Origin of the sequence: Micromonospora sp. NPDC005087 (assembly GCF_042872965.1) — a bacterium.
Taxonomy (GTDB): Bacteria; Actinomycetota; Actinomycetes; order Mycobacteriales; family Micromonosporaceae; genus Micromonospora.
On the sequence record NZ_JBIALB010000012.1, the window covers coordinates 20,427 to 45,337 of the forward strand.

Genomic DNA, 24,911 nt, shown 5'->3' on the forward strand with positions numbered 1-24,911 from the left:
TCACTCGGCGTCGCCGATCATCTGGCGGATAATCAGCAGACGGTCGCCGTCGAGAGGCGCCGCAATCCGGCCAGCGTTGTCCCACCGCTCCAACGACCATCGGCCCTTGTCCCGCCGCAGGGTTACCTGGGCATGCGGCCCCACCCCGTGCCATGCCGCACCGCGCAGCGACACTCCGAATCGGCCACGATCCAGCAACTTCACCTTGCGCAGCTGAACGCAGGCCGGGCAGCGGCCGTCGGTCGAGGCCACGCACCGGCCGCAGAGCCGACCACCGCAGAGGACACACGGCTTGACGGGGTCGGGGCAGGCGGGGCAGGTGGCGGTGAGGCAGGTGGCGCACACCTCCACCTGCCGCACCAGGTGGTGCAGCCGACAGACGCTCGCCTGGTGCAGCGGCTCGCCGGTCACGGCGTCGCTGAGGTACCCGACGGTCTCCCCGGCCACGAGCTGGTACGCGACGGCCATGGTGTCGCCGTTGGCGAGTCGCCATTCCTCCTCCACGTTCAGGCCCACGGTCAGGTCCACCTCGCTGACCCGGCGGCTCATTGCCTGCTGACGTAGTTCGGTCAGCAACGCGGCCGGTATCTGTGCACCGGCGGCAGGCGATGTGGGTGTGGTGTCCGGCATGACGGCCGCGACGGCGGCGGACGGGGACATCGTGGCCCGGCGGGGCTGACCGAAGGGCAGTCGGGTGACCTGCCGGCTGGCACGCCGAGCAAGCGGGGTGGCGCCCAGGAGGGTCGGCCCACGCAGGTCCCGTACCGACGTGTGCGCGGCGAGCGACACCAACGTGTGCTCCCCGAGCAGCTCGACGCCGAGCGCGCCACGCAGCAGGTCAAGCGCGCTGTCCTCGGTCACCTGATACCAGGTGGGCTGATCACCGCGATGGCGGACGCCGAGTGACGTGTGGTGTCCGACGGCCGCGATCACCACCGTCCAGCCGTCGAGCTCGGCGGTGACGATCACCTCGGGTGCCGGACGCCAACCGGCATGCACCCACGGCGCGTCCGCATCAGGAAACTGCCAGTCGGCCGTCTCCTCGATGATCTGACTACCGAGCGCCCGCCGCCGAACGAGGCCGCGTGCGGTGACGGCCACCGTCACGGCGGTGTGCTGGCGGCAGGCGACCCCTACCGTCCGCGCCGGCGGCGTCGCGACGTCGGCCGCGGCTTGGCGGATCGGCTTGCGTCGGGCCGCCGGTGCGGACGCCGGAATGGGTGTCGGCGGTTCCTTCTCGCCGAAGGCGTCGGCAAGGTCGGCGCGAAGCTCCAGATCCAGGCCACTGGCAGAGGGCATTGTGGCCAACGAGGGCGCGTTGCCGGCACGACGCTGACCATCAGTCTGCACCAGCCATTGGAACGTCGTGCCCGCATCGTGGCTGAGCACCAGCCAATCCGGAGGAACCGGCGTCATCCGGCCGGCCACCGTGCGGAGAGCGACGTCCCCGCTGCCCCCGAGCTCCGCCCCCCTCAGCCGAAGCCGCAGCACTTCCGGGTCGTCGGCAGTCGCGGTTTCCCAGTGTTCAAGCCCTGATGGTCCGATGACCGCTACCTCGCTGCGGTGTGCGCCGCGCAGCACCGCAACCGTGCCGTGCGGATCACGTCCGGTGAGGACAATCAGCCCGTCCGCGTGCAACTCCGCGGGCAGTTGCGAGCGCTGCTCGACAGTGGCGGGCTTCAGTTGGGCGCAGGTCAGACAGAGCGGACCCGGCCCGCACGCAGCGCAGACCGTCCTGTTGCAGAGCTCGCACGGGCGGACCGGCAGATGCCGCGCGCAGTCTCCACAGGATCGATCGCCGCACCGTTCACACCGGGTCCGCGCAACCAAAGATGGGTCCTTGGATCGGCATACGCCGCATGCCGGTCGTTCACAGGACGAGCAGTCGATGACGGTTCCGTCGTCTCCGCAGCAGGGACCGTAGAGGTGGTCGCACACCGGGCAGATGGCGCTGCGTTCGTGTGCGAAGAGGTGGCCATGGCTGTCGACCGAAACCTCGCCGTCGGTGACGGTGCCGTCCGTCAGCGTGGCGGCGAGCACCGCACCGGGCTGGACGAGGATGTGTCCTGTTGGCAGTCGGGAGTCCAGCGGGGCCGCCGGCGCGACCAGGTAGCGCCGGGTCGCTGATCCGTAGGGAGAGCGCCAGCGCTCCTCCACGGTCACGTACTGCCCGATCGGCACAGGAGTCAGCGGCTCGTCCATCCCGGCCAGGACGGCGCACAGCTGCGGGGACTCGGCCCGTGCGGCTCCGGCGAACGCCGTGGAGATCGCCTGGGTGGAGACCGCGGTGATCTCAGGCTCGCCGTCGCCCTCGGTGAGCAGGGTCCGGGACGTGACGGGGCGGCGCACCACCTCCACGCCGTCGGCCGGCGTGCTGTATCGCAGCTCGGCTGCGGGCGGTGGCTCCCATGGGTGCCGTACCACGGCTCGCGCGGGCGGCAGGCCCGCGGCCGAGACCAGACGGGCCAGTTGCTCCTCGGCGGCGAGGGTGGCGCCGGGTACGCCGGGTACGAACAGGGTGCTGCTGTGGCTGCCGTCGGTCAGCAGGCACACGTACGAGCGGTGCAGCCCGTCGATCTCCACACCCACCGGGCCGACGGTGGTGCCGGCGATCGGTCGGCAGTGGGGTTCGACGTCGTGCCGGCTGGGGCTCAGTGATGCGGTGTCCGACTCGGCGAGCAGTGGCGGACGGTCGCCGTCGTGCCACAGCTCCCGGTAGTGGAACTGCCCGTCCACGAGGTCGACACGTCGCACCACAGCGAAGGGAACCGCTGCCACCGCTGGTGGTACGGGTGCCGAGCCACGCCGGCGGAGGTCGGCGAGCAGGGCGCTGAGACCGGCAGCGCCCTCTCCGGTGACCTGGGGGCCGGGCAGGTCGGGCAGCAGGTCGGCCACGCTGGCGTCGACGTCGGCACGGGCGTGCTCCTGCCACGTCCACCAGACCGATGGTTGCACGTCGGCCCACGCGCTTCCGACCGTCAGGTCGGCGGCGGCCACCGGCGGCGTGGCGGCCACCAGACCCGTCCCGACCGGCAGCTGCAGCCGGGCGGCGAGGCCGCGTAGCCGGGTCCGGACCGGGTCGAGAACGTCCCGGTCGGGCACCACGGTGCTGCGGTTGCCGTGCTCGTCGACGACGACGGCGTGCCGGTCACCGACGAGCAGGTAAGCCTGACCGCCCAGTCGCCAGCCATGCTCGTAGTCGGTGTCCAGTTCGGTGGCGCGGTGCGGCCGAGCGCAGCCGGTGCACAGCGCTCCGCTGTGCCGGCAGGTGGCGCAGGCTTCGCGGCCGCAGCCGGCGCAGGCCTGCAAGACGCGGGTCGGTCCGCAGGCGCCGCACCAGTCGGTCGCGCACACCTGGCAGCCGTGCAACGCCTCGCCGTCGACGACGTGCGCACCACCGCACAGGGCGAGCGTGTTCAGCGCGGCGCCGGTCGCCTCGCAGACTGGAGTGTGGTCGGTGAGGTTGCCGGTCCACGCGTACCTGATCTCCCGGGTGATGCCGCTGTCGTGCTGCCAGCTCTCCACGACCACGAGCCGGTCGGAGCCATGCATTTCCAGGGTGAGCAGCTCTGCTCGCAGCTCGGTGTCGGCCACCGGAGGAGCCGGCCGCCGTGCGGCCTCGATGGCGCGTTCGAGCTGCCGTTCCCACTCCATCAGCTGGAGGTACGTCTGCGTGTCCTTGCGCTTGCGCCAGGACTTCTGCGCCGTCCCGAGTTGCCTCTCCAGGTTTGCGACCAGGGTCTCCTGAGCCTCTTTGCGGCTCCGGTCCTCGGCCTGCCGTACCTCCCGCAGGTGCTGCCGCAGGTGGACGGCGGCCTGCTGATCGACAGCGTCCAACACGGCTCGCTCGGGCAGGGCGGCAGGCATCGGCGCCCCGTCGGGCAGGGGCGAGCGGTCCTCGTCGACGCGTACCTGGGCGCCGACCTCGACGGTGATGAGCTGCTGATTGCCGCTGCTGGCGCCCTCCTGCACCCGGTAGGTGGCCCGGGCCGACCAGCTCTCGTCGGGCTCCACCCGCCGCTTGACCAGCTGTACGTCCGCCGTGTGTCGAGTCACCGGGCGTTGGTGCAGGTCCGGCAGCACCGCCACGGTCCCGGCCAGGTCACCCCGATCCCGCAGAACCTCCAGCAGCTCGTCGAAGAGCTCCGAGCCGACGACGCAGAGCTGCGCCTCGGGGTGATGGTCCAGCGCGGCGTTGGTGAAGGCGAGGAAGAGTTCGGTACGGCCGCCGAAAGCGGCGGCGAGGTCCGGCGGCAGCGAGGCGATGGTGAACCCCTCTGAGGGGTGGGTCAGGGTCGCCCCCGCCAGCTCCAGGAACCGCCGGACGAACTGTTCGAGGTCCTTCTGCCGGCGGCGCGGGCGCTCCGCGAGTTGCGGCAGCAGTTCACGGGCCTGCGGCTGAGCCTCACGCTTGCGCCGTTCCTCCTGACGTTGGGCAAGCCAGTCGCTGAGCCCCGCGTCCGCGGCCATCATGGTCATGGCTCGGCTGCGGGCGTGTTCGAGTTGGCTGCCCAGCTCATCTAGCCGGCGCTGCATGGTGGCGTCGCTGTTGGCGTACAACGCCTGCAGCACCCTGTGCTCCATGCTGGAGTCCTGCGTGCCCTCCAGCTCGCCGAGGACGGTCACGACCTGCCCGAAGAGCAGCTCGAACATGGCGAGTTTGTCGTGCAGGAGCCGGTAGACGGACTCGTCGAGGGTGTTGCGGGCGAAGAGGTTGGCGATATGGACATCGCGGGTCTGGGTCAGCCGGTGGACCCGGCCAATGCGCTGCTCGACACGCATCGGATTCCATGGCAGATCGTAGTTGAGCACGCAGTTGCTGACCTGCAGGTTCTGTCCCTCGGCTCCAGCGTCGGTGGAGACGAGGACCTGCGCGCGTCCCGACTTGAATTCGGCGACCGAGGCGCTGCGAGCCGCGTGGCTCATGCCGCCGTGGAACGGCGCCGCGGTGATGCCGTCGGCGTCGAGCAGTCGCAGGATGCCGCCGAGCGTGTCGGTGTGCTGGGTGAAGACCAGGACGCGGCCATGTGCGTCAAGCCACTGGCGGACGACGTTCAGAGCGACCTGTTCGCGGGAGGTGTGCCGGATGTCGCCGGCGAGATGACCGATCTCGGTCAGGGTCTGCTTGAGCCCTCGGTCCCCCTCACGCTCGGCCATCCGCAGGGCGCTGCGGGAGACCGCCTGGGGCGAGGCGGTGAGCCGCAGGGCGAGTTGGCGTCGCCGCATGGTGTCGCCGGGGCCCGTCATCCGGTGCCGCAGGGTGTGCAGCAGCAGGTCGTAGAGCTGGCGTTCGGGGAGGGTCAACTGCACCCCGTGATCCTGAGGGGGCATCCGGTGCACCCTGTCGACGCCGGCCTGCTGGCGGGTGGTGCGGACGACCACGCTGCTGATCAGCTTGCGCAGCTCCGCGGCGTTGACCGGCTTGCGCGGGTCGTGGCCGTCGACGAACCGGCGGGCGAAGTCGCGTTCGGAGTCGAAGGTGCCCGGTCGGAGCAATTCCACGAGGCGGTAGAGCTCAAGCAGGTTGTTCTGCACCGGAGTGGCGGAGAGGAACAGGACCCGGGGAGCCTTGGCGACCAGCTCTCCGATGATCTCCCGGGTCTTGCGGGCACCGGCGCCCGCGAGACGGTGCGCCTCGTCCACGATCACCAGGTCGAAGCCCTCGCCCAGACGCTCAACGTTCCGCAGCACCAGTTGCAGGGTCATGATGATCCGGTCCTGCGTGAAGGCCCGGGCGTCCTGCCCGCTGGCGACCACCGTGAAGTCCTCGTCGAACTTCTCCCGCAGCTCGTCGCGCCACTGGTCCCGCAGCGGTGCCGGGCAGATGATCAGCACGCGCTGTGCGAGGCCACGCAGCATCAGCTCCTTGAGGACGAGGCCGGCCTCGACGGTCTTGCCGAGGCCCACCTCGTCAGCGAGGATGCCGCGACCACCCATCCGGGTCAGCACGGTGCGGGCCGCGGCTTCCTGGTGCGGCATGTGTTCGATGTGTGCGGCGTCGATGGCGAGCAGTTCGTCGAACTGGTCGAGAGTGGCGAGGCGCTCTCCCTCAAGCCGCATCCGCACAGCGTCGGCGGGATCCCACCCCCGGTTGTGCAGGGCGCCGGTCATGTGCGTGCGAGCGCTGAGGAGGAAGCCGATGTCGCCCTGCCAGGCGTACTCCTCGCGCTGGCGCAACCGGTAGCGGCCCCCGGTGCTTCCGCGCCGCTCCCTGCGGGTGCTACTGCGCGCGGCGGCGGCGCCCAGGGCGACCGGCGTCGCACCGGGTGTCGCGGCTGTACCAGGCAGGCGTGGGGTCACGGACAGCCGGGCCCCCGGCGCGAGCACGACGAGCCGGATGGCCTCACTTCCCCGGCGCTCCAGCCTCAGCAGACCGCCGATCCGGCCGGTGTCCTGCAGGTACTCGGCCAGCGTCTCGCCGAGGAGCCGTCGACGACCCGCGACCCAGGCCACCGGCAGGGACTCCTCCTCCACCACCAGGGTCAGGTCCAGCGAGTGGTTCGCCAGGCCCAGACGGGCGCTCTCGACCGGGCCGAGAGAAACTTCGCCGCTCTCCAACATCTCGGCGTTGATGACCTTCTCGACACTTGCCATCTCACCCACGCCGGCCTCCCAACCGTTCCCGCCCGGCATCGGTAACAGCCAGACTCATGTAACTCCTGCTGTCCCGCTCGACCTGATCGCGGATGACCAGGCCAGCATCGACCAACCGGTCAGCCGCCTCGTCCCAGCGGCGGTCGGCGCCCCGCACATGACGCAGCGCACCGAACTGGGGGCACCGACGCAGACCGGCCCCGATGGGGTGCCCCCCGGCCAGCATCTCCGCGCCGAGGACCGCGGCCTTCAGCCCGACCGCGCCGTAGCGGCCCGTCCGGAGGGTCGAGGCCCATCCGACCGCCTGCAGGACCGTCAGCTCGACGTTGACCAACTGCTCGGGGTCGGGCACCGCCGACGCGGGAAGGTCGTGCCACGGGGAAGTCCCCCCACAGCTGTCACAGGCCTCGTGCTCAGCACCGCACGAGTACGACGGAAAACCGAAGTAGGCGACCATGGCCGCACGGCGACACCCGCCACCGAGGTACGACAGCATCGCGTCGAGCTGCCGACGCTGCCAGGCGTTCCACCGCCGGATCTCCCGCTGCAACACTTCGCTGGCCAGCTGGCGGCTGCGCACCCGCAGCCTGCGGTACCGCTGCGACGACGAGAAGGTGATGAGGCGGTCCAGCGACCACGCCACGAGATCGCGTTCCAACGCGTCGGGGTCGACACCATGGTCCGCCTCAAGCCGATCGAAGTCGATTCGGCTGCCCACCTGCGGTCGCAGTTTCAACAGCACGGACAGCTCGCGGAACCGACGTCGCTCCCCCTGGTCCGCCGGTTCCCGGACCCCGACGTGAACCGTGCCCCGGGCCGAACAGTCCGGAAGTTGTTCCACCGCGCCGGCACGTTCCAGCCAGCCCAGCACCACGTTCAACTCGTCCGGCTCGACCGCGACCGCCTCAGCCAACTCCTCCGGGTCGAACACGACGTCCTCGCCTCGGCGGCGCTGCGTCAGCAGCTGGTTCAGCACACGCCGAGCCTGCGCCAACCGGACGTCGTCGGTCGTGTCGGCCACCTGGGCACGACGACGGGCGATATCACCACCGCCGTACAGCAGGACGCACTGGCCCCGCAGGTCGGCCGAGCGCGCCGCCCGGCCGGCTTCCTGTACGTACGCGTCCAGCGACTCGGGTAGGTCGTAGTGCACCACCCAGCCGACGTCGGGTTTGTTGACGCCCATGCCGAACGCCTTGGTGGCGACGATGACCTGGGTGGTGCCGGCGAGAAAGTCGTCCTGCACAGCTTCGCGCTGCTCCGGCACCATTCCGGCGTGGTAGTGCCGGGCCCGCAGTCCCGCGCGACGCAGCAGCGCCGCCACCTCCTCGGTGACCGCCCGCCGGGAGGCGTACACGATGCCCGGTGACGATCCCATCGCCGTCGCGATCCGCAGCAGTTCGCGGGCCCGCTCTCGTTCAGCGCCCACCTTGGTCACCTGGAAGCGGAGGTTCGGGCGATCGGCAGGTCGGGTGACGACCACCGGGTCGGTGAGCTCCAGGGTGCCGATGATGTCCTGCAACACGGGCTCTGTGGCCGTGGCTGTCAACGCCATCCGTGGGGCCCGTCCCAGGTGCGCCACCGCCCGCGACACTCGTCGGAACTCGGGCCGGAAGTCGTGTCCCCAGTCGCTCACGCAGTGCGCCTCGTCGACGACGAGGGCGGCCAGGTCCTGCCGCTCCAACGCCACCCTGAGCACCGGATCCCGCACGAGCCGCTCCGGCGAGACATACAGCAGCCGCACCTTTCCCGTCGCCAGGTCCCGCAGGATCTCGTTACGAACGGCGGCGGGGGTGTTGCCGGTGATGCCTTGAACGCCCCGTAGTCCACGGCGGCCCCGCAGGTCATCCAGTTGGTCCTTGATCAGCGCGACGAGCGGACTGACCACCACCGTCGCCCGGTCCTGCGGGCGTAACAGGGCCGGGAGCTGGAAGCAGAGCGACTTTCCGGTGCCGGTGGGCAGGACACCGACGGTGTCGTCGCCTGCCAGGTGAGCCCGCATCAGCTGCAGCTGCGGTTCGCGCAGCTCGTGCACGCCGAAGAGCAGCCGTGCGCCCTCGCGAAGTTTCGGCTCCGGATCCTCTCCAGGCGCCAGACGCAATCGCTCCAGGGTGTCATCCACGTCGCTGCGGGCCAGAGACAACGCGGCTGTGAGGTCCGGCTGCTCACCCGTGACGAACTGTACGGCGAAGCGCCAGGCGTCGTCGCGGTCGATCGCGTGGTGAATCGCAGGCCCGGGCAGGGAGGAGAGGAGTATCCGATTGGCGCTGCCAGGCGACTGCATCCGCCGGTCGCAGATCAGCGCCACACCCCGGTCGGTCTCGCTGCGAATCAGCCGACCGAAGCCTTGCGCCAGCTGCACGGCGGTCTTGGGTACGAGGTAATCCAGGAATGGATCGCCACCACGGTCGGCGACCGCGCGTGCCCGGGCACTGACCACGGCGTCATCCGGATGCGGGTACGGCGGTTTCTCGATGATCAGGTAGCTGAGCGTCTCACCGGGGGCGTCGAAGCCCTGCCAGTACGACCGCAGCCCATACACGACGCTCCCCGGCTCGGACCGGAACCGGTCGGCGATCTCGGCCCGGCCGGCCTCGCCCTGCACAAGCAGGTGCACACCCCGCTCGGCCAGCGGCTCCGACCGCTGCCGGACCAGGCTGGCCACGGCCTCCATCCGGCGACGCGCGGCGAACAGCGTCATCGAGCGGCCGCCGGTCAACGACAGCAGACCGACCTGGTCGCGGGCGAACTCCTCGACGAACTCCCGTTCCTGACTGGGCACCGGCACGGGCAGGTGGTTGGTGTGGACCACCGCGGACTGGGTGGCGTAGTCGAACGGGCTGCGCAGCTGTCGCCCGTCGAAGACGCCCGGCTCGCCGCTGCCCCGTTCTACCCGAATCCCCAGCCGGTCACTCAGGTAGTCGAAGCTGTCACCAGTGGTCAGGGTCGCGCTGGTCAGGGTGACGCTGCGCGCCGGCCGGACAATGCCATCCGCGAACGCCGGACCGACGTCGACCGGAATGCACTCGAAGGTCCATTCGCTCCAGGTGGTCTGATCCGCGGACACGGGGGTAGGAGCAGCCTCGGCGTCTGTTGCAGAATCCGTGTCGGCGCCAAGTTGGCCGGAGAGCCGATAGACCCAGAGATGCTCATCGGGCAGGTCCCGGAGCCGCCCGAGCACCGCACCGGCGTCCCGGACGGCGCGAACCAGGCCGGCGACGCGAACCAGGACGGCCTTGAGCAGCAGCCGAGCGCGGCCGCTCGCCTCGGCCACCTGCGCGCGGGCACCCGTCTCCAACACCGTCAGCTCGGCAACCAGGTCCCGCAAACCGCGGGTGATCTGCCGTACCTCCTCGACGAGCTGCCGGTACTCCGGTCGGCTGTGCACGACCCCTGACTGCGGGACCGCGGAGCGGTGCACACCGCCGTACTCGTGCAGATACCGCTGCACGGCGTCGGTCAACCGGTCGCAGTCCTGCCGCAGCTGTCGAGCCATGGCCGGCAAGGTCCGCTCTCGGCGCAGGTGAACTCCGGCAGCGGCGAGCCGGCGTAGGTGCCGGTCGAGTCCGCTCCTGCCGTCGAGCCTCGCCGCCAGGCCGAGAAGCTCGCGCCGGCCGACGACCTCCGTCCACGCGGCCGTCAACGAGTCTTCCAGCTCGTGTGCCTCGTCGAAGACCAGGTCACCACGGCCCTCGGCGAGCACATCGCCCGGGCTCCGCTGACCCTGCTGAGCGAGCTTCGCCCAGGTTGCGATCAGGGCATGATTGACCGCGACGACGCCAGGCCGTTCGCGCATCCCGGCGAGTCGTGTGAACAACGGGCACCGGTCAGCCCAGGCACAGTCATATCGTTCGCAGGACCCGGCGTCGGTTCGCAGGGTGTCCCGCAGCCCCCGATAGTCGGGGCGTCCGCCCGCGACGTCCGCGTCCGCAACGTCATCCCACACCCCCGTCTCACCGACGGCGAGCGCTCGGACGGCGACGGCCAACGCCAGCCAGTGGTCAGTGCCCGCGCTCTCATCGGACGACTCCAACGCCGCGGCGATCTCCCGGGAGCAGAGGTAGTTGGACACCCCGAAGAGCTGACGGAACGGGGCATGGAACAGCCCCTCGCCTCGAAGCCGAGTCACATCCCGTCGCAGTTGCTGCTGAAGGACCTTCGTTGCGGTGGCGACCACGACGGGTCGACCCGGACCGGCTTCCCGACCGGCAGGCGTCAGGTAAGCCAGGGACTTGCCCGTGCCCGTTGGCGCCTCGATGGCGAGTAGGCCACCCGCGTCGAGCACCTCAGCCACCGCCCCGGCCATCTCCCGCTGCGACGGCCGGGCTGCGTAGCCCCGCTCACCCAAGCGGCTGAACACCTGACGTACGGCGTCCGCGGCCTTACCGGGTTGAGCCCCTCCCACCGGTTCGAGCAGGGGGTCCGGGGCGCAGGACAGTAGGTCCCGGATGTTCACCGGCATTGGAGCCTCGGGCAACAGTCGAGCAAGGTCCGATCCGCCCGCGACGAGACAGGCCCGGGCAACCTGCCACGACGGATCAGAGCCGTCGACCCGGCCGACAAGAACACGCAGACACGCGGCGAGGGCAAGTGCGTCGCTCAGCGGATCATCGTCCCCCTGCTCGACACCGAAGACCGCGCACATCTCGCTCATTCGGCCGGTCGGTCGGGCGGGCTCATGAAGCAGCGCCAGTATCCGCAGATCAGCTCGGACATCAGGAAGGCAGCCGGCGATATCGCCTGGCAGGTGAGACCAGCGGTCACTGCCCAGGCAGTATCCGACCACGCCCGCAGCCCCGACGATGAACTCACGCACCTCATCGGATCGGTTCGGACTCTCGCTGAAGAGCCGCGCCGCGCCGTCACGCAACCGCACGACAGCCAGATCCACCTTCTGGTGCACCGACGGCCCCGGCACCACGACGACGAGATCCTCCAGCGGCATCGCTGCTGGTGGGTCGACCCTGTTCCACGCAAGTGCGGCCTCGTCTACGACCTTCGCAGTTGCAGATGCCGTGTCCGGGTCGGGGGCGCCGGACGGGCGAGGTGGAAGGCTCAGGCGATCGTGGTCATCGATGACGAACGCCGAGGGAAAACGCTCCGGCAATTTCGCCAGTCGAGCCGCGCTCAGCACAATGCCACTTTCGCGAAGGACGTCGGCGATTTCGTCGGGCGTGAGCGGCCCTCGTTGTGCGATCACGTCAGATGCTGCGGCGACATTCGGGGGTAGCGCCCGCGTTCCCATAGCCTCACTCCCCCTTTGCTGCCCCCGAAAGCTGCGGCAGCAAAGGGTCAGAGCCGCGACATGGCCCGCCCTGCCGGGCCGCCGCATATCCGGCCCGCTTTCGAGCCGGCGACCGATGACAACGTTGGCAGAGGCTGGTCAGCACCCGCCAGCGAGGTCATGGGCTGACTCAACGTATGCAGCGATTCAGGCGGTCGGGATCCTCCGGATGGACGGGTTCGACCAACCGAGCTGCCGCCGAGCTGCCCCGAGTCGACCTGGGAAGGCTCCTGCCGGCTCAGACAATCCAGCCCACCAGCGCCCGTCATGATCGTTTCGTGCGACTACCCGGTCCCCCCGTCGCGCGCAGCTCCCCGCGAGGTACATCGACAATCGCCACCGACCTCAGCCGGCCATGCGCCCCATTCGGACAGGAGCGGACCGGCGGGTGCGTAACGTGCAGGGGTAACCCTGACGCGAAGAGGAGACTTCATGTCCAAGCCACCGCTTCCTGAGGCCGCGGTCGCCATGCTGCAGAAGCCGAACCCGGCCGTCATGACCACGCTTCGCAACGGTGGTCAGCCGGTGTCCGCCGCCACCTGGTACCTGTGGGAGGACGGCCGGATCCTGGTGAACATGGACGAGAGCCGGCGCCGGCTGGAGCACGTCCGGAACGACCCCCGGGTCTCCCTCACCGTGCTGGACGAAGCTGGCTGGTACACCCACGTCAGCATCATCGGGCACGTCGCCGAGCTGCGGCCGGACGAGGGCCTCGCGGACATCGACCGGTTGTCCGAGCACTACACGGGAAATGCGTACCCACGGCGGGAGCGCGCTCGGGTCAGCGCCCTGATTGAGATCGACCGGTGGCACGGGTGGGGCTCACTCAAGGACAACAACCAGGTCGGCTGACCGACACGGGCCGGCCGGCGGCACCGGCGGCCGGGCCAGCGACCTCACGGTCAGGGCTGCACGGTGGTGGCGGCCGGGGCGCCGACGCGGGTCACCAGGTAGCCGAAGGCCGCCGCGGTGAAGAACATGACGATGCCGTAGACAGCACCCGGGATTGCCATCTGGGTGCTGTCGAGCAGCGCGGGGCTGAGCGCGATCGTGATGGCAAGGGTGCTGTTGTGGATGCCGATCTCGAACCCGGCCGCGGTGGCGGCGCTCCGGTCGACTCCGGCGAGTCGCGGCACCCCGTACCCGATCGCGAGGCTCAGCAGGTTGAACGCGAGCACGGCCAGGCCGACCGAGACGAAGTAGTCGGCGATGTTCTCCCGCTCGCCGAGCACGGCGCCGGCGATCACGGCGACGAGCACCACGACGGAGAGGATCCGGACCGGGCGGTTCAGGCGCTCGGCGACGTGTGGCACCCGGGCGCGGATCAACATGCCGATCGCGACCGGGACGAGCACGATGGCGAAGACCTGCAGCACCTTGTCGATCTGCAGGCCGAGGCTCCTTCCGTCGGGGAGGAAGTAGGCCGCCGACAGGTTGACCAGGATCGGCAGGGTGAACACGGCGAGCACCGAGTTGATGGCGGTGAGGGTGATGTTCAGGGCCACGTGGCCGCCGAAGAGGTGGCTGTAGAGGTTGGCCGTGGTGCCGCCGGGGGAAGCGGCCAGCAGCATCATCCCGACGGCCAGCTCGGGTGCCAGGTCGAAGGCGAGGACCAGGGCGAAGCAGAGCGCCGGCAGCACCAGCACCTGACACACCAGCGCGATGACGGCGGCCTTCGGGTGCTGGGCGACCCGGCGGAAGTCCGCAATGGTCAGTCCGAGACCCAGGCCGAGCATGATGATGCCGAGGGCGATGGGCAGACCGATCAGAGTCAGGGCTGAGTCCATGACACAACATCGTTACCACCCGGTAATGACTCCGCCATCCCCCATGTGGCCGGACGGCTCTTGACCGTCGACGGTGATCGGCTTAACTTCATCAATCAGGCAAGACTCTTTACTAATTCCGCTCCATTCCTCGTGGGAGTGTGCCGATGCGACCATTCCGCCACCGCCGCCTGACCGCCGTCGTCGCCCTTGCGGCCATGCTGATCACCGCCGCCCCGCCGACCGCCGCGAGCGCGGGCGACAAACCCGACCGCCGGGCCGGCTACCACCGGGTCGGCTACTTCACCCAGTGGGGCATCTACGGCCGGGCCTTCCCGGTCAAGAAGCTCGACACCTCCGGGGCCGCGAGTCGCCTCACCCACGTCAACTACGCCTTCGGCAACGTCAGCGAGGACGGACGCTGCTATGTCGACGGTGGGCCGGGCGAGGGCGACGCGTGGGCCGACTACCAGCGTCCGGTGCCGGCCGAGGAGAGCGTCGACGGTGTCGCCGACGCCCCGGGTCAGGCGCTCAACGGCAACTTCGGCCAACTGGCCAAGCTCAAGGCCAAGCACCGCGATCTGAAGGTGCTGATCTCTCTGGGTGGCTGGAGCTGGTCGACGTACTTCTCGAACGCCGCCCTCACCGACGCCTCCCGCAAGGCGTTCGTCGCCTCCTGCATCGACCTCTACCTCAAGGGCAACCTGCCAGGCGGTGACGGCGCCGCGGGCGGGCCGGGTGCCGCCGCCGGCGTCTTCGACGGCATCGACCTCGACTGGGAGTGGCCGAACTGGGCCGGTGAGCCGGGCAACGTCATCCGCCCGGAGGACCGGGAGAACTTCACCAAGCTGCTCGCGGAATTCCGCCGGCAACTCGACGCGTACGGGCGCACGACCCGCGAGCACTACGCGCTGACCGCCTTCCTGCCGGCGAACCCCGCCGCCATGGACGCCGGGTACGAGGGCCGCAAGATCTTCAAGTACCTGGACTTCGCCACCGTGCAGGGGTACGACTTCCACGGCGGCTGGGACGCGGTGACCAACCAGCAGTCCGCGCTACGCGTGCCGGCGGGCGCTCCGGACAACCCGGACTTCTCCGCCGAGGTGGCCATCGACGGCTGGATCACCCGCGGCGCGCCGCGCGACAAACTGGTCCTCGGCATCCCGTACTACGGTCGCGGCTGGACCGGCGTCACCGGCGGCGGCAACGGCCTGTTCAAACCCGCCGCCGCGCCCGCGCCGGCCACCTTCGAGGCCGGGTACGAGGACTACAAGAAGCTCAAGACCCTGGCCGGCAACGGCTACACCGTGCACCGCGACCTGCGCTCCGGGCACGCCTGGCTGTTCGACGGTACGACGTTCTGGACGTACGACGACCCGGCGGTCGTGCTGCAGAAGACGCTCTACATCCGGCGGGCCGGCCTGGCCGGCGCGATGATCTGGTCGCTGGACGGCGACGACGACAACGCCACGTTGACCAAGACGATCGGCCTTGGGCTGACGACCTGGTAGGCGTATCGCTTGCGGCAGTCCCCCGGCCCGTCGTCGACCGATTCATCGGTCGGCGGCGGGCCGGTGGTCCGTGCGCCAGACCGCGATCGATCAGCTCGGTCTACCCCTGCTCGGATGCCACCGCGCGTACCGCGGCCTCGATGAGCGCGGTCACCTCGTCCATGTCACGGGCCCGGGGCACGTCCAACTCCCCCGACCATCCGTCCGGACGGGTGAGCTTCACCGTCACGTCCTCGCGACGGTGGGTCAACCAGCCGGCGATCGCCTGGACCAGCACCATGACAGCCCCGCCGCTGTCGACCGCCACCAGCAGCACGTCCGTGCCCTCCGCCGACGTGTCGTCGGACGGCGTCGTCGAACCGGCGGCGGGCGCCGCCGTCACCTTTTCGCGAAGCCGGTCCTCGGACCGCAGCCAGGACGCCAGAGAACGCCGAGCGTCGGCAGATGGAAGATCGGGGAAGACCGACAGCGTGATCGTCTCCTGAGAGGCCAGCACCGTCTCCTCCTTCCAGGCGAGACATCCGCACACCGCCATCCTGCCAGCCAGCGCCGCCGCCGGCACCCCACGCAATCATCAAAGTCGATCAGACCTTGACCCGGGTATCCGCGATTCATAGGCTCCGGCCACTGCGAGGCTTTTCCCGAGAAGGGAAACAAAGACATGGCCCCATCGATGCGTTCGTCCTGGACGGTCCCCACGAGGCGGCTGGCGAGTGCCGCCGCGATCACACTCCTGCTCGGCACGATTCCCCTGCTCAGCGGCACATCGGCCGCGGGCGCGGCACAGTCCCCCCGGTGCAGCACCGACCCGACGGCACGTCTGAGCACCGTGCCTGCCCCGGAGGCCGTGCTCGGCTTCCCGCTCGGCGTGGGTCAGGAGCGGGTCGTCACCAACGACGAGGTCCGGACCTATCTGGGAGCGGTGGACGGCGCCTCCGACCGGGTCGCCACCGGGGTGATGGCCACCAGCGTGCTCGGTCAGCCGCTGCCGTACGCGGTGGTGTCCGACGAGCGCAACGTCCGGCCGTCGGCGCTGCGCGGGATCGCCGATGACGTGCGGGATCTGCGGGATCCGCGCCGGACCAGCGCCAGGACGGCCGTCCGGACGGCGAAGGACAGCCCGGCCATCGTCTGGGTCACCGCGAACGTGCACGGCGGCGAGAAGAGCGGCACCGACGCCGCGCTCAAGACGCTGTACGAGTTGGCGGCCGGCCTGTCCTGCGCGGTCGAGACGCGCAACGACAACCTGGTCACCGTCATCGTCCCGACGCAGAACCCGGACGGCCGCGACGCGACCAGGCGGCAGAACGAGTTCGGCTTCGACATGAACCGGGACTGGTTCGCCCGCACCCAGCAGGAGACCGACGGCAAGCTCGAACTCCTGCGCCGGTACCCGCCGCAGGTCTTCATCGACGCCCACGAGATGGGTGGCCACCAGTACTTCTTCCCGCCCAACGCGGACCCGATCCACCACGAGATCGCCGGCGAGGCGGTGGACTGGATCAACCGGATCGGCGAGGCCAACAAGGCCGGCTTCGGCTACAACGGCGCCTGCGTCGACGACGACAGCACCGAGTGCTACTTCAACTACGACACGTACGACATGTTCTTCATGGGCTATGGCGACACCGTGCCGACCACCGGCTTCGGCGCGGCCGGCATGACGTACGAGAAGGGCAGCGCGTCGGCGGTGGCCGACCGGGTCCAGCAGCAGTTCAACACCCAGTGGGCGACGCTCGGTTGGGCCGCGGCGAACAAGCATGAGGTGCTGACCGACTACTTCGACATCTGGACCGACGCGCTCGCCCAGGGCAGGGCGGGCACGCTGGAGCCCAACGAGGTGGTCCAGCCCACCAACGAGGTCCAGTTCCCGGTGCCCGACATCAAGGTCCGCTCGTACTTCCTGCTGCCGGACCGGCAGCTCGCCGACGTCCGCCAGCTCGTCGAGCGGCTGCGCCGGATGGACGTCGAGGTGTACGAGGTGCAGAAGGCGACCCGGGTGCCGACCGCGCGGGTCTTCGGCGGCCGGACGGCCACCGACGTGACCGTGCCCAAGGGCGCGTACTGGATCCCGATGGACCAGCCGCAGAAGCACTGGATCCAGGCGATCATGGGCGAGGACCCGTACGTCCCCTTCCCCTACTTCTACGACGTGTCCTCCTGGAGCAACCCGCTGCTGATGGGTGTGTCCACCATCTACACCGGCGACAACGTCCGGCCGAAGGCGCAGCTGGTCCGCGAGATCTCCGGCGGCCGCAGTGGACCGGCGTGGCCGTGGGGCTCGTACACGTACCCGCTGGACTCGGCCGCGGCCGCGGAGTTCACGTTCACCCTGCTCGGCCGGGGCGTCCCGCTCGTGCGTGACCTGAAGACCAGCCGGGTCGCCGTCCCAGCGACCAAGCTGAGCCGTACGGTCGACGAGCTGGCCGAATCACTCGGGGTCACCCTCACCCCGGGTGGACGACCCAGCGGCACCGCACTCGCACTGCCCGACGTGGGGCTCTTCCAGGGCACTGGCATCTCCACCACGTCCGGCTCCCACGGCGAGGCCCGGTACGTGCTCGGCAAGCGGTGGGGTCTCGATCTCACGCCGGTCACCACGGCCGACATCAACGACAACACCGAGGCGTTCACCGGTCGTACCGTGCTGCTGGTGCCGGACGGCAGCAGCCCGACTGGTGGTCTGACCGCGGCCGGGCAGGCCAACCTGCGCGACTGGATCGCGCAGGGCCACACCTATGTGGGTCTGCGCAACGAGGGCACCCGGTTGGCACGCTCGGCCGGGCTCACCTCCACCACCGAGAAGACCAAGCCGGCCGATTACCTAGTGATCGGCTCACACCTGCGGGTCGATGTCGACACGGCGAGCCCGGTCGCTCTTGGCCGCCCGGCGGAGGACTTCGAGTTCAACAACAGCGACCCGGTCCTCAACCCGAGCACCACCGGCACGAACGTGCTCACCTATCCGGCGGGCGACACGTTCTGGGCCAACGGCTACACCGTCGGCGCGGACACGCTGAAGGTGACGGCGGCTCTGGTCGACGAGCCGACCGGTGCCGGTCGGGCGGTGCTGTTCGCGTTCAACCCGCTCTTCCGGGCGTACAACGAGAATGGTCTGCACCTGGTGGCCAACGCGCTGCTCTACCCGGCGGGCGCGGGGGCGACCAGCACGCCCGACCCCCGGCGTTCCACCGGCGTCGACCCGGCGCGGGCCAGCGCCGCCGCCGCGCCGGTGGCGGCGGATCTGGGCGGCGGGTGGCGGCCGACCACCATCGAGGTGGCGGCGGCCGACCTGGCGCGCACCCGGGCGATCGTCGAACGCTTCACCTCGGACGCACGGGTGTCCACGAAGGGCGATTCGGCGTACGTGGTGATCCCGAACCAGCAGGGACTCCAGGTGGACGAGCACCCGTTCGCGAGTGATCTGGTGCGCGCCCTACGCGACGCCAAGGTGCCGCTGCGGTCGGTGGTGGGCTGACGAAGCCTGCACGGCGAAGCGCCCGTCCCCTCGACCCTTGGATTCCATGGGTCGTCGGGGCGGGCGCTTCGGCGCGTTCTGGGGCCGGTTCCGGATGCGCCGGCCCCCGCCCTGGTTCATCAGGCTGCCCGCTCGCTCATGCGGGGCGCGGTGTGGGTTGGGAACTCGTCGTCGTGATGGGTGTCGCTGTAGGGCAGGTCAATGAGGCAGTGCCGGCCGGCGCCGAAGCCGGATAGCTGCCACACCTGCTCGGCGGGGCTGGCGCCGGTGGCGGCGCGCAGTTCGGCGGTGGTGGTGGCGATGACCGTCTTCAGGTTGATGCCGGCGACGCGGTGGTGCAGGTTCGCCTCCCGCCGGGCGGAGGGTAGATGGAACAGGACTGGCCACGCCCAGTTGCTGAGGCAGACCAGCCGTTCGTACTTGCCGATTTTCTCGGTGAGGATGTCGAGGCGTTCGCGGCCGGTGTCGTACTCGAGAAAGAACGGCACGGACCGTCCGTGCTCGGTCCACACCCCGGCGCCGTCGGGGCGGGGCAGTCCGCTCGGTCCGTGGACCATCATCTGCGGGTTGCCGCCTCGGCGGTAGAACACCCCGGGCTCGTGGAAGGCGGACGCGGGCTGCCACCGGTCCAGGGCCGTGTTGGGGTGGGTGCGGGCGTGGGCGGCGAGGTCGATGAAGACCTGGTTGCCGCCGAGTAGGTGCGGCAGGTCCGGCCGGGCGGTCAGGGACTGCTTTCGGCGGCGGGCCTGGTCGCGGCGTGGTCGTCCGAGTCCGCGTTGGGCGTGGACGTGGTCGTAGCCGAGCTGGTCCAGGACGTAGTGGTAGGGGTAGGAGCCGCCGTAGGCCCGGTTGGGTCGGAATCGGTCTGTCGCACGCAGGACGGTGAGGCGGCGTAGCCGGCGTTGGGCGAAGTCCAGGGACGGGAACAGGGCAGCGCCGATCTGATCGGTGGTGAGGACTCCATGGTCGTAGAGCCAGCCGAGGAGCCGGTCGTCGCGGGCGGTGATGCTGGCCTGCAGACGCAGCAGCGGGTCCGCAGCCGGTAGCGGTTTACGCATGAGCGGCCCCTGGGGGGACACCCCACACATGAGGGTGTGTCTGGAGCCAATCAGGAGCGATGAGAGTGGTGTTGACCTGGGCTGTCAGCCAGTACGGGGGGTCAGTTCGGGGGTCAGGATCAAGACGGACAGTCAAACGGGGACCGACATCGACACCGCAACGGCGGGTCACACCACGTCCGGCGTAACGGTGCCGCGAGAGTCGGCGTGAGCCGGGTCGGTGACGGCGTTGGCGGCGCAGGTGATGGTCGTTGTGCGGGGTCATCATGATGCGTGATGCTCCTCGATCAGGAACGCGGATGGGTTTTCGATGCGCCCTCATTGCTGCGGCCAGACAGCCGGCGGCGGGCGACGTCGCGGTGACAGTTCTGTCAGGTTCTGTCAGGTCGCGGGCTTGCTGGCAGACGGAAGAGCTGGTCTGACAGCGGCGGTCCGGTCTGACAGAGGATGCTCGTGGTTCGGTCACGCGGCCTCCATTCGCGGCAGTTCCTGCGCGGTCGGTGCCGGTGGAGTGGTCTCGGCGCGCAGGACGCGCACGAGCGCCGAGGCGGTGGCGTTTGACAGCTGATGCCCGTCAGGCGCAACTGTCCGGCGAGGGCCTTGCGGGATAGCGGTGTCCCCTCGGCAGTAAGGGCGCGGGCGGCGGTCCGGGCGGCCGGGACCAGCGCCGCCACCTGCGGGCCGTCGTCGCCGGTTACCGCCGTGTGGTCCCGGCGGTCCGGGACCGTCCGGCCCTGGTCCGCAGCGGCGGGGACCGCGGCAGTGCGGTCCCGGACCATTCCGCTGGTGTCCGAGACGAACATGTCAGCGACGAGCGTCGGTCGTGGCCCGGTCCGGTCGGGCCGGGCGGTCCGGTGAGGGGTCGGGTCCATGCGGCCGAGGGCGATCTTTACCATCGCCAGGAATCCGAGCGCCGGCAGCGCGGCGGCGATCCAGCCGATCACCGACGCCTCGGCCTCCACCACCTGCGCGGCCAGGGACAGCAACACCGCCAACGTCAGCACCGTGGCGGGGAAGGCGGCGCTGGTGCCTAGGCGCCGGTGGCGGCGCAACTCCAAACCGGCGGCGATCGAGGTCAACTCCAGCACGACCGCGTCGGCCCAGGCCAGCCAGCCCGGCTGGCCATGCGCCGCCGCGACGTCATGCACATGCGTGAACGACGCCGCGCCGGCCGCGCAGCCGATCAACAGCATGATCGCCACCTGGACCACGTCTTCGAGCCGCTGCCGCCTCGGCGTCGCCTCGCCGGGAGGGTGGTGGGGTCGATGCTCAGGTGACGCCAACGGCCCACCGGCTGTTCACAAACGGTCCGCGCGATGCCACGGCTGGCGTCAAGGCGCGGAGACGAACCGGGACAGCAGCCGCCGTCTCGGCCGGGTTGATGTGGTGTGTAGTCACGTTCTTCTCCAAGGGTGCGGTTGTAGGTTCGAGGAGCGGAACAGAGTGGAACCCGCCCCGGTCGCGCCTGCCCGCTCCGATACCTTCGGGCAGGCGCGGCTCTGCCAGGTGACGCCCGGCCGGGCGGACCCTCGTGCCTGCAGGGGCCAAGAGAAGTCACCGTGGTCGAGTCAACGAACACGCCAGACCCCACGCAGGGGCAGGCAGGCACCAGGACAGCAGGCATCGCCAGCAACCCGCACAGCAGGCCGCGGACAGCAGCATGGACACAGGGCAGATGGCCAAGCCGAGCCACAAAGGGTCAGGACTCACCACCGACAGCGCTACACGAGCGCGTAGTGGTGCGGCGGCTCAACCCGCCGACAGACGATCCTTCATGTGGGTCCTCCCATCACTCGACGCCCCCGCGCGAACGCCTATCCAGTACCCCCCCGGAAACGCGATGGAGTCAACCCCGATTTGCAACAGGTCGGTCACCGAGCCTTGCCGCCAGTCCGGCCGAGTGATACAACATCCGCCCGAGCACATCGCAGTCCTCCTGCGCCCGCTCGGAAGCACCGGAAAAAGTCCTCGCCGCCGCTCCACAGATGGACGGCGATCTCACCATGCGAACCGGTCTGTGGCTCACGGCCTGCCCGCCCGGTACACCCTGATCGTCGATCCAGGCACCGGTGCACCGCTCGGATATGAGGAGATGCTGACCAGCACGGCGGGAAAGCTCAACGTGACGGTCCCTGCGGTGATCACCTATCGGTCGTACCTCGTCGCTGAATACGCGACCATGCCGGACTGATAACCATTGGGTGGGTGGCGTCGTGAAGACGCCACCCACCGGCTGACCGAACCGGTGTGCCCGGCCCCGCCGAGGAAGCCGGGCGGTGGACACAATCGACGCTCACGCCGTCCGGAAGGCCAAGTCGTCCAGCGCGACTCACCCGGCTGCCGCCCGGACTCAGGCTGCCTGTTGGTCCTGGGGACCGAACTTCCAGCTCCAGTCGAGTCTGTGGCGGAATGAGATACCCGCAACCGCTCTCCGGCGGTTCCTCAAGGAAGGCTATGGCATCGCGCCCGAGGCGATCTACCTCGGGCGGATCCAGGACCGCTCAGCTGACGACCCTCGGCCGGTCGCGATGCTCACTCCTCACGACGACGACGAGGAGTTCGGCGGGCCCTCATCGGTGACACCGAGCTCGCCGACGCCACCGGTCAGGGGGAGCAGGAACTGGCCATCACCCTGGCCCGCGCCTTCGGGGTCCGGGCGCTGGTCGACGGCGGGAGCACCTATCCCGACAGGTGGCTGCTGGTCAGCACCGATGGCAGCAGCGGCCGCGTGCTCACGGACGAGGACGCCGCAGCCGAAGGTGACCTGCGGATCGTGCACGCTCTCGAACCGATCAGTGGTGAGCCCAGCTCACCGTCGTGCCGCCGCAGAATAGGGCCCGAGATTGACTGACCACGCGGCGGCGACCCGATCCCGCATCGGCGGAGCTACACCCGCTTCGATCGGGACCCGTACGCGGCGGTGACCGGCACGGCGACGCTCACCGTACGGCAGCGCGGCTGGCCGTGCCCGTGGTCCGGCCGGCCCGGCGAACGGGCCGGCCGGACCACGGCGGTCGTGTCAGCCGCTCGTGCAGTGGATGCCGTTTAGCGTGAACGCGGTGGGCAGCACGTTCGGGCCGCTGTACGCGCCGACGAAGCCGGCGCTCACGCTAGCGCCGGCAGCGATCTGCCGGTTGTCGTCGGTGGGCGTGACCCGCACGGCGGCGCCGACCTGCTCCCAGGTGGCGTTCCAGCCGCTGCTCACCTGCTGCCAACCCGTCGGCCAGGTCCAGGTGAGCGTCCAGCCGTTGAGCGGGCTCGTCCCGCTGTTGGTGATCTCGACGCCGCCGATGTAGCCGTTGCCCCAGTCGCCGCTGGTGGTGAAGCGGACGCCGCACGCGCTGGCGGTCGGGCTGCCGGTGGCGAAGGTGAGCGGCGGTGAGGACCAGGACACCCGGCCGGCGGTGTCGCGGGTCAGCACGTTGACGGTGTACCTGCTGCCCGGCACCAGGTTGCCGACCGTGAGCGAGGTGGCCCTCGTCTCGCCGAGCTGCTCGCTGACCGCCCCGTTCTGCCGGTACACCTCGTACTTGGCGATCGGGCTGCCACCCGGGGTGGACGCCGGCCAGGAGATCGTCGCGGACCGGTCGGTGACGCCGCTGGCCGTAGGCTGGCCCGGCGCTGCGGGCCGCCCGGCGGTCCCGCCGGCCGGGCGCAGCACCAGCGTGGTCAGCGAGTACGGCGGCAGCGTCCGGCTGGTCGCCGAGCCGGACTGGCTGGTGGCGATGCCGGCCGCGCCGTTGGTGAGGGTGGCGACCGTCGGCGCGGCGGCGGACGGGGTGAACCCGGCGTAGTCGATGGTGACCGGATGCGCGGTGTCCGGGTCCTTGTTCACCAGCAGCACCGCGAGGTCACCGTTGCCCCGGCGCACCGCGTGGGCGCTGACCAGCGGCTGGTCGGTGCCGGCGCGGACGAACTGGTTGCCGGCCTTGGCGAAGACGTTCATCATGGCCAGCCCGTGGTAGGGCGCGAACGGTGTGTTCAGCGGCGGCTCGCACACCGAGCCGTCCTCCGTGCAGGCGCCGCTGGACAGCATCCCGAAGTCGCCGTAGTCGGTCTGGCCCGCCACCTCCGACACCGTGCCGATGCCGTTGTGCACGTTCCACCACTGCACGGTGAAGACGCCGTTTTCCAGCAGCCCGCTGTAGGCGTCGGCCAGGAAGAGCGCCGCCGGCTGGGTGGTCCGGCCCGCGTCGGCGTTCAACTCGGTGAAGCTGATGCCGATGCGCGCGGCGTTCGGGCCGGCGTGCCGGGTGAGTTGTTGCCGGATCAGGTAGGCCGCGTCGGGGATGTGGCTGGTCCGGGCCAGTGACTCCGCGGCCGTGCCACCCGGGTACCAGTGCACGTCGACAAAGTCGATCTTCGGGCCGGCGAGGGAGAGCACGGTCTGGTTCCAGGGGCCCGGGTCGGCGCCGGCGGTGATCCCGTCCGGCCAGTTGCCCGGCATCGTCAGCACCGCACCGACCTTGATGCTCGGGTCGACCGCCTTCATCGCGTCGGCGTACTCGATGACCAGTCTCGCGTACTGGGTCGCGCTCTTGTCCGGGTGGTCGTCCGCCTCCCAGGCCGATCCGTAGTGGCCGTTGCCGTAATTCTCGTTGCCGATGGTCCAGTACTTCGCGCCATAGCCCTTGGTCACGTTGGCGTACCGCACCCAGTCGGCGGCCTCGGCCGGGGTGCCGGTGCCGTAGTTGGCGATGATCATCGGTTCGGCGCCGACCCGCTGGACCGCGGCCATGAAGGTGTCGAAGTCGGTCCCCGGTGCCACGTACCCGCCGGGTGCGGTGTGGTCCTTCCAGTGGTAGATGTCGGCGTACGAACCGCCGGGGTAGCGCATCATCCGCACGCCGGCGTCGCGCAGCAGGTCCGACGTCTGGGCGCTGCCCAGGTGCTGGTCCCAGATGGCGTGGTTGACGCCCAGTGCGGTTCGGGGCACGGTCGCCAACCCCGCCCGGGCGTTCACGGTCACGGCGACCGGGTCGGCTGCCGCGCTGGCGGTCGGGGGGTCGACGCCGGTGAGCGCGCCTGCGACGAGCAGCACGCTCGCCAGGAGAGCCGCGCGACGGGATCGGGCGGGTCGGGGCCCGCGGGTTTTCGGGTATGGCATGGCTGTGCTCCTTCACGGAGAACGACAGTGAGTCGCCCAGCCTGTGACGGGTCGGTCGCATCAGCGGACGCGGCGCGGTGGCGGGCAGACTCGTGGACGGACGGCTCCCGGTG

The 24,911-nt window shown here is 70.1% G+C and carries 13 protein-coding genes; 5 read left to right on the forward strand and 8 right to left on the reverse strand.

The window, feature by feature from the left end:
- Together ACFYPS_RS24975 and ACFYPS_RS24980 are read right to left on the reverse strand one after the other, a co-directional pair.
- Positions 1 to 6,594: an SNF2-related protein gene (locus ACFYPS_RS24975; RefSeq protein WP_387327660.1), complete on the reverse strand. Its 6,594-nt coding sequence runs from the start codon at positions 6,592 to 6,594 to the stop codon at positions 1 to 3.
- 1 nt (position 6,595) lies between these two features.
- Positions 6,596 to 10,954, reverse strand: coding sequence for a RecQ family ATP-dependent DNA helicase (locus ACFYPS_RS24980; RefSeq protein ID WP_387327272.1), 4,359 nt, complete (start codon positions 10,952 to 10,954; stop codon positions 6,596 to 6,598).
- 318 nt (positions 10,955 to 11,272) lie between these two features.
- Here ACFYPS_RS24980 and ACFYPS_RS24985 point away from each other — a divergent pair, with 318 nt between their 5' ends.
- On the forward strand, positions 11,273 to 11,824 hold the full coding sequence (locus tag ACFYPS_RS24985) for a hypothetical protein (RefSeq protein ID WP_387327275.1): 552 nt from the start codon (positions 11,273 to 11,275) through the stop codon (positions 11,822 to 11,824).
- Positions 11,825 to 12,310: 486 nt separating this feature from the next.
- Positions 12,311 to 12,730: a PPOX class F420-dependent oxidoreductase gene (locus ACFYPS_RS24990; protein WP_387327279.1), complete on the forward strand. Its 420-nt coding sequence runs from the start codon at positions 12,311 to 12,313 to the stop codon at positions 12,728 to 12,730.
- 50 nt (positions 12,731 to 12,780) lie between these two features.
- On the opposite strand, the gene ACFYPS_RS24995 is transcribed toward ACFYPS_RS24990, so the two are convergent.
- A complete protein-coding gene (locus ACFYPS_RS24995; protein ID WP_387327281.1) occupies positions 12,781 to 13,665 on the reverse strand; it encodes a bile acid:sodium symporter family protein in 885 nt (294 codons plus the stop codon).
- Between the two features lie 146 nt (positions 13,666 to 13,811).
- Here ACFYPS_RS24995 and ACFYPS_RS25000 point away from each other — a divergent pair, with 146 nt between their 5' ends.
- Complete coding sequence (locus tag ACFYPS_RS25000; RefSeq protein WP_387327284.1) at positions 13,812 to 15,155, forward strand: glycoside hydrolase family 18 protein; 1,344 nt, start codon at positions 13,812 to 13,814, stop codon at positions 15,153 to 15,155.
- A gap of 100 nt (positions 15,156 to 15,255) precedes the next feature.
- Here ACFYPS_RS25000 and ACFYPS_RS25005 read toward each other — a convergent pair whose 3' ends face one another.
- Complete coding sequence (locus ACFYPS_RS25005; protein ID WP_354968084.1) at positions 15,256 to 15,651, reverse strand: hypothetical protein; 396 nt, start codon at positions 15,649 to 15,651, stop codon at positions 15,256 to 15,258.
- 165 nt (positions 15,652 to 15,816) lie between these two features.
- Between ACFYPS_RS25005 and ACFYPS_RS25010 the strand changes: the two genes are divergently transcribed.
- On the forward strand, positions 15,817 to 18,633 hold the full coding sequence (locus tag ACFYPS_RS25010; protein ID WP_387327287.1) for a M14 family zinc carboxypeptidase: 2,817 nt from the start codon (positions 15,817 to 15,819) through the stop codon (positions 18,631 to 18,633).
- A 119-nt stretch (positions 18,634 to 18,752) separates the two neighbouring features.
- Here the strand turns inward: ACFYPS_RS25010 and ACFYPS_RS25015 are convergent, their stop codons facing one another.
- Positions 18,753 to 19,691 (reverse strand): replication-relaxation family protein, encoded by a 939-nt coding sequence (locus tag ACFYPS_RS25015; RefSeq protein ID WP_387327290.1) that lies wholly within the window; start codon positions 19,689 to 19,691, stop codon positions 18,753 to 18,755.
- A 371-nt stretch (positions 19,692 to 20,062) separates the two neighbouring features.
- Positions 20,063 to 20,884 (reverse strand): DUF2637 domain-containing protein, encoded by an 822-nt coding sequence (locus ACFYPS_RS25020; RefSeq protein ID WP_387327663.1) that lies wholly within the window; start codon positions 20,882 to 20,884, stop codon positions 20,063 to 20,065.
- 824 nt (positions 20,885 to 21,708) lie between these two features.
- Between ACFYPS_RS25020 and ACFYPS_RS25025 the strand changes: the two genes are divergently transcribed.
- Entirely contained in the window at positions 21,709 to 21,882 is a 174-nt protein-coding gene (locus ACFYPS_RS25025) for a hypothetical protein (protein WP_387327292.1), read from the forward strand.
- Between the two features lie 348 nt (positions 21,883 to 22,230).
- Here ACFYPS_RS25025 and ACFYPS_RS25030 read toward each other — a convergent pair whose 3' ends face one another.
- Together ACFYPS_RS25030 and ACFYPS_RS25035 are read right to left on the reverse strand one after the other, a co-directional pair.
- Entirely contained in the window at positions 22,231 to 22,470 is a 240-nt protein-coding gene (locus tag ACFYPS_RS25030) for a hypothetical protein (RefSeq protein ID WP_387327295.1), read from the reverse strand.
- 240 nt (positions 22,471 to 22,710) lie between these two features.
- Positions 22,711 to 24,798 carry a cellulose binding domain-containing protein gene (locus tag ACFYPS_RS25035; RefSeq protein ID WP_387327298.1) on the reverse strand — a complete coding sequence of 696 codons (2,088 nt, stop codon included), beginning with the start codon at positions 24,796 to 24,798 and terminating at the stop codon, positions 22,711 to 22,713.
- Between the last annotated feature and the right edge of the window lie 113 nt (positions 24,799 to 24,911).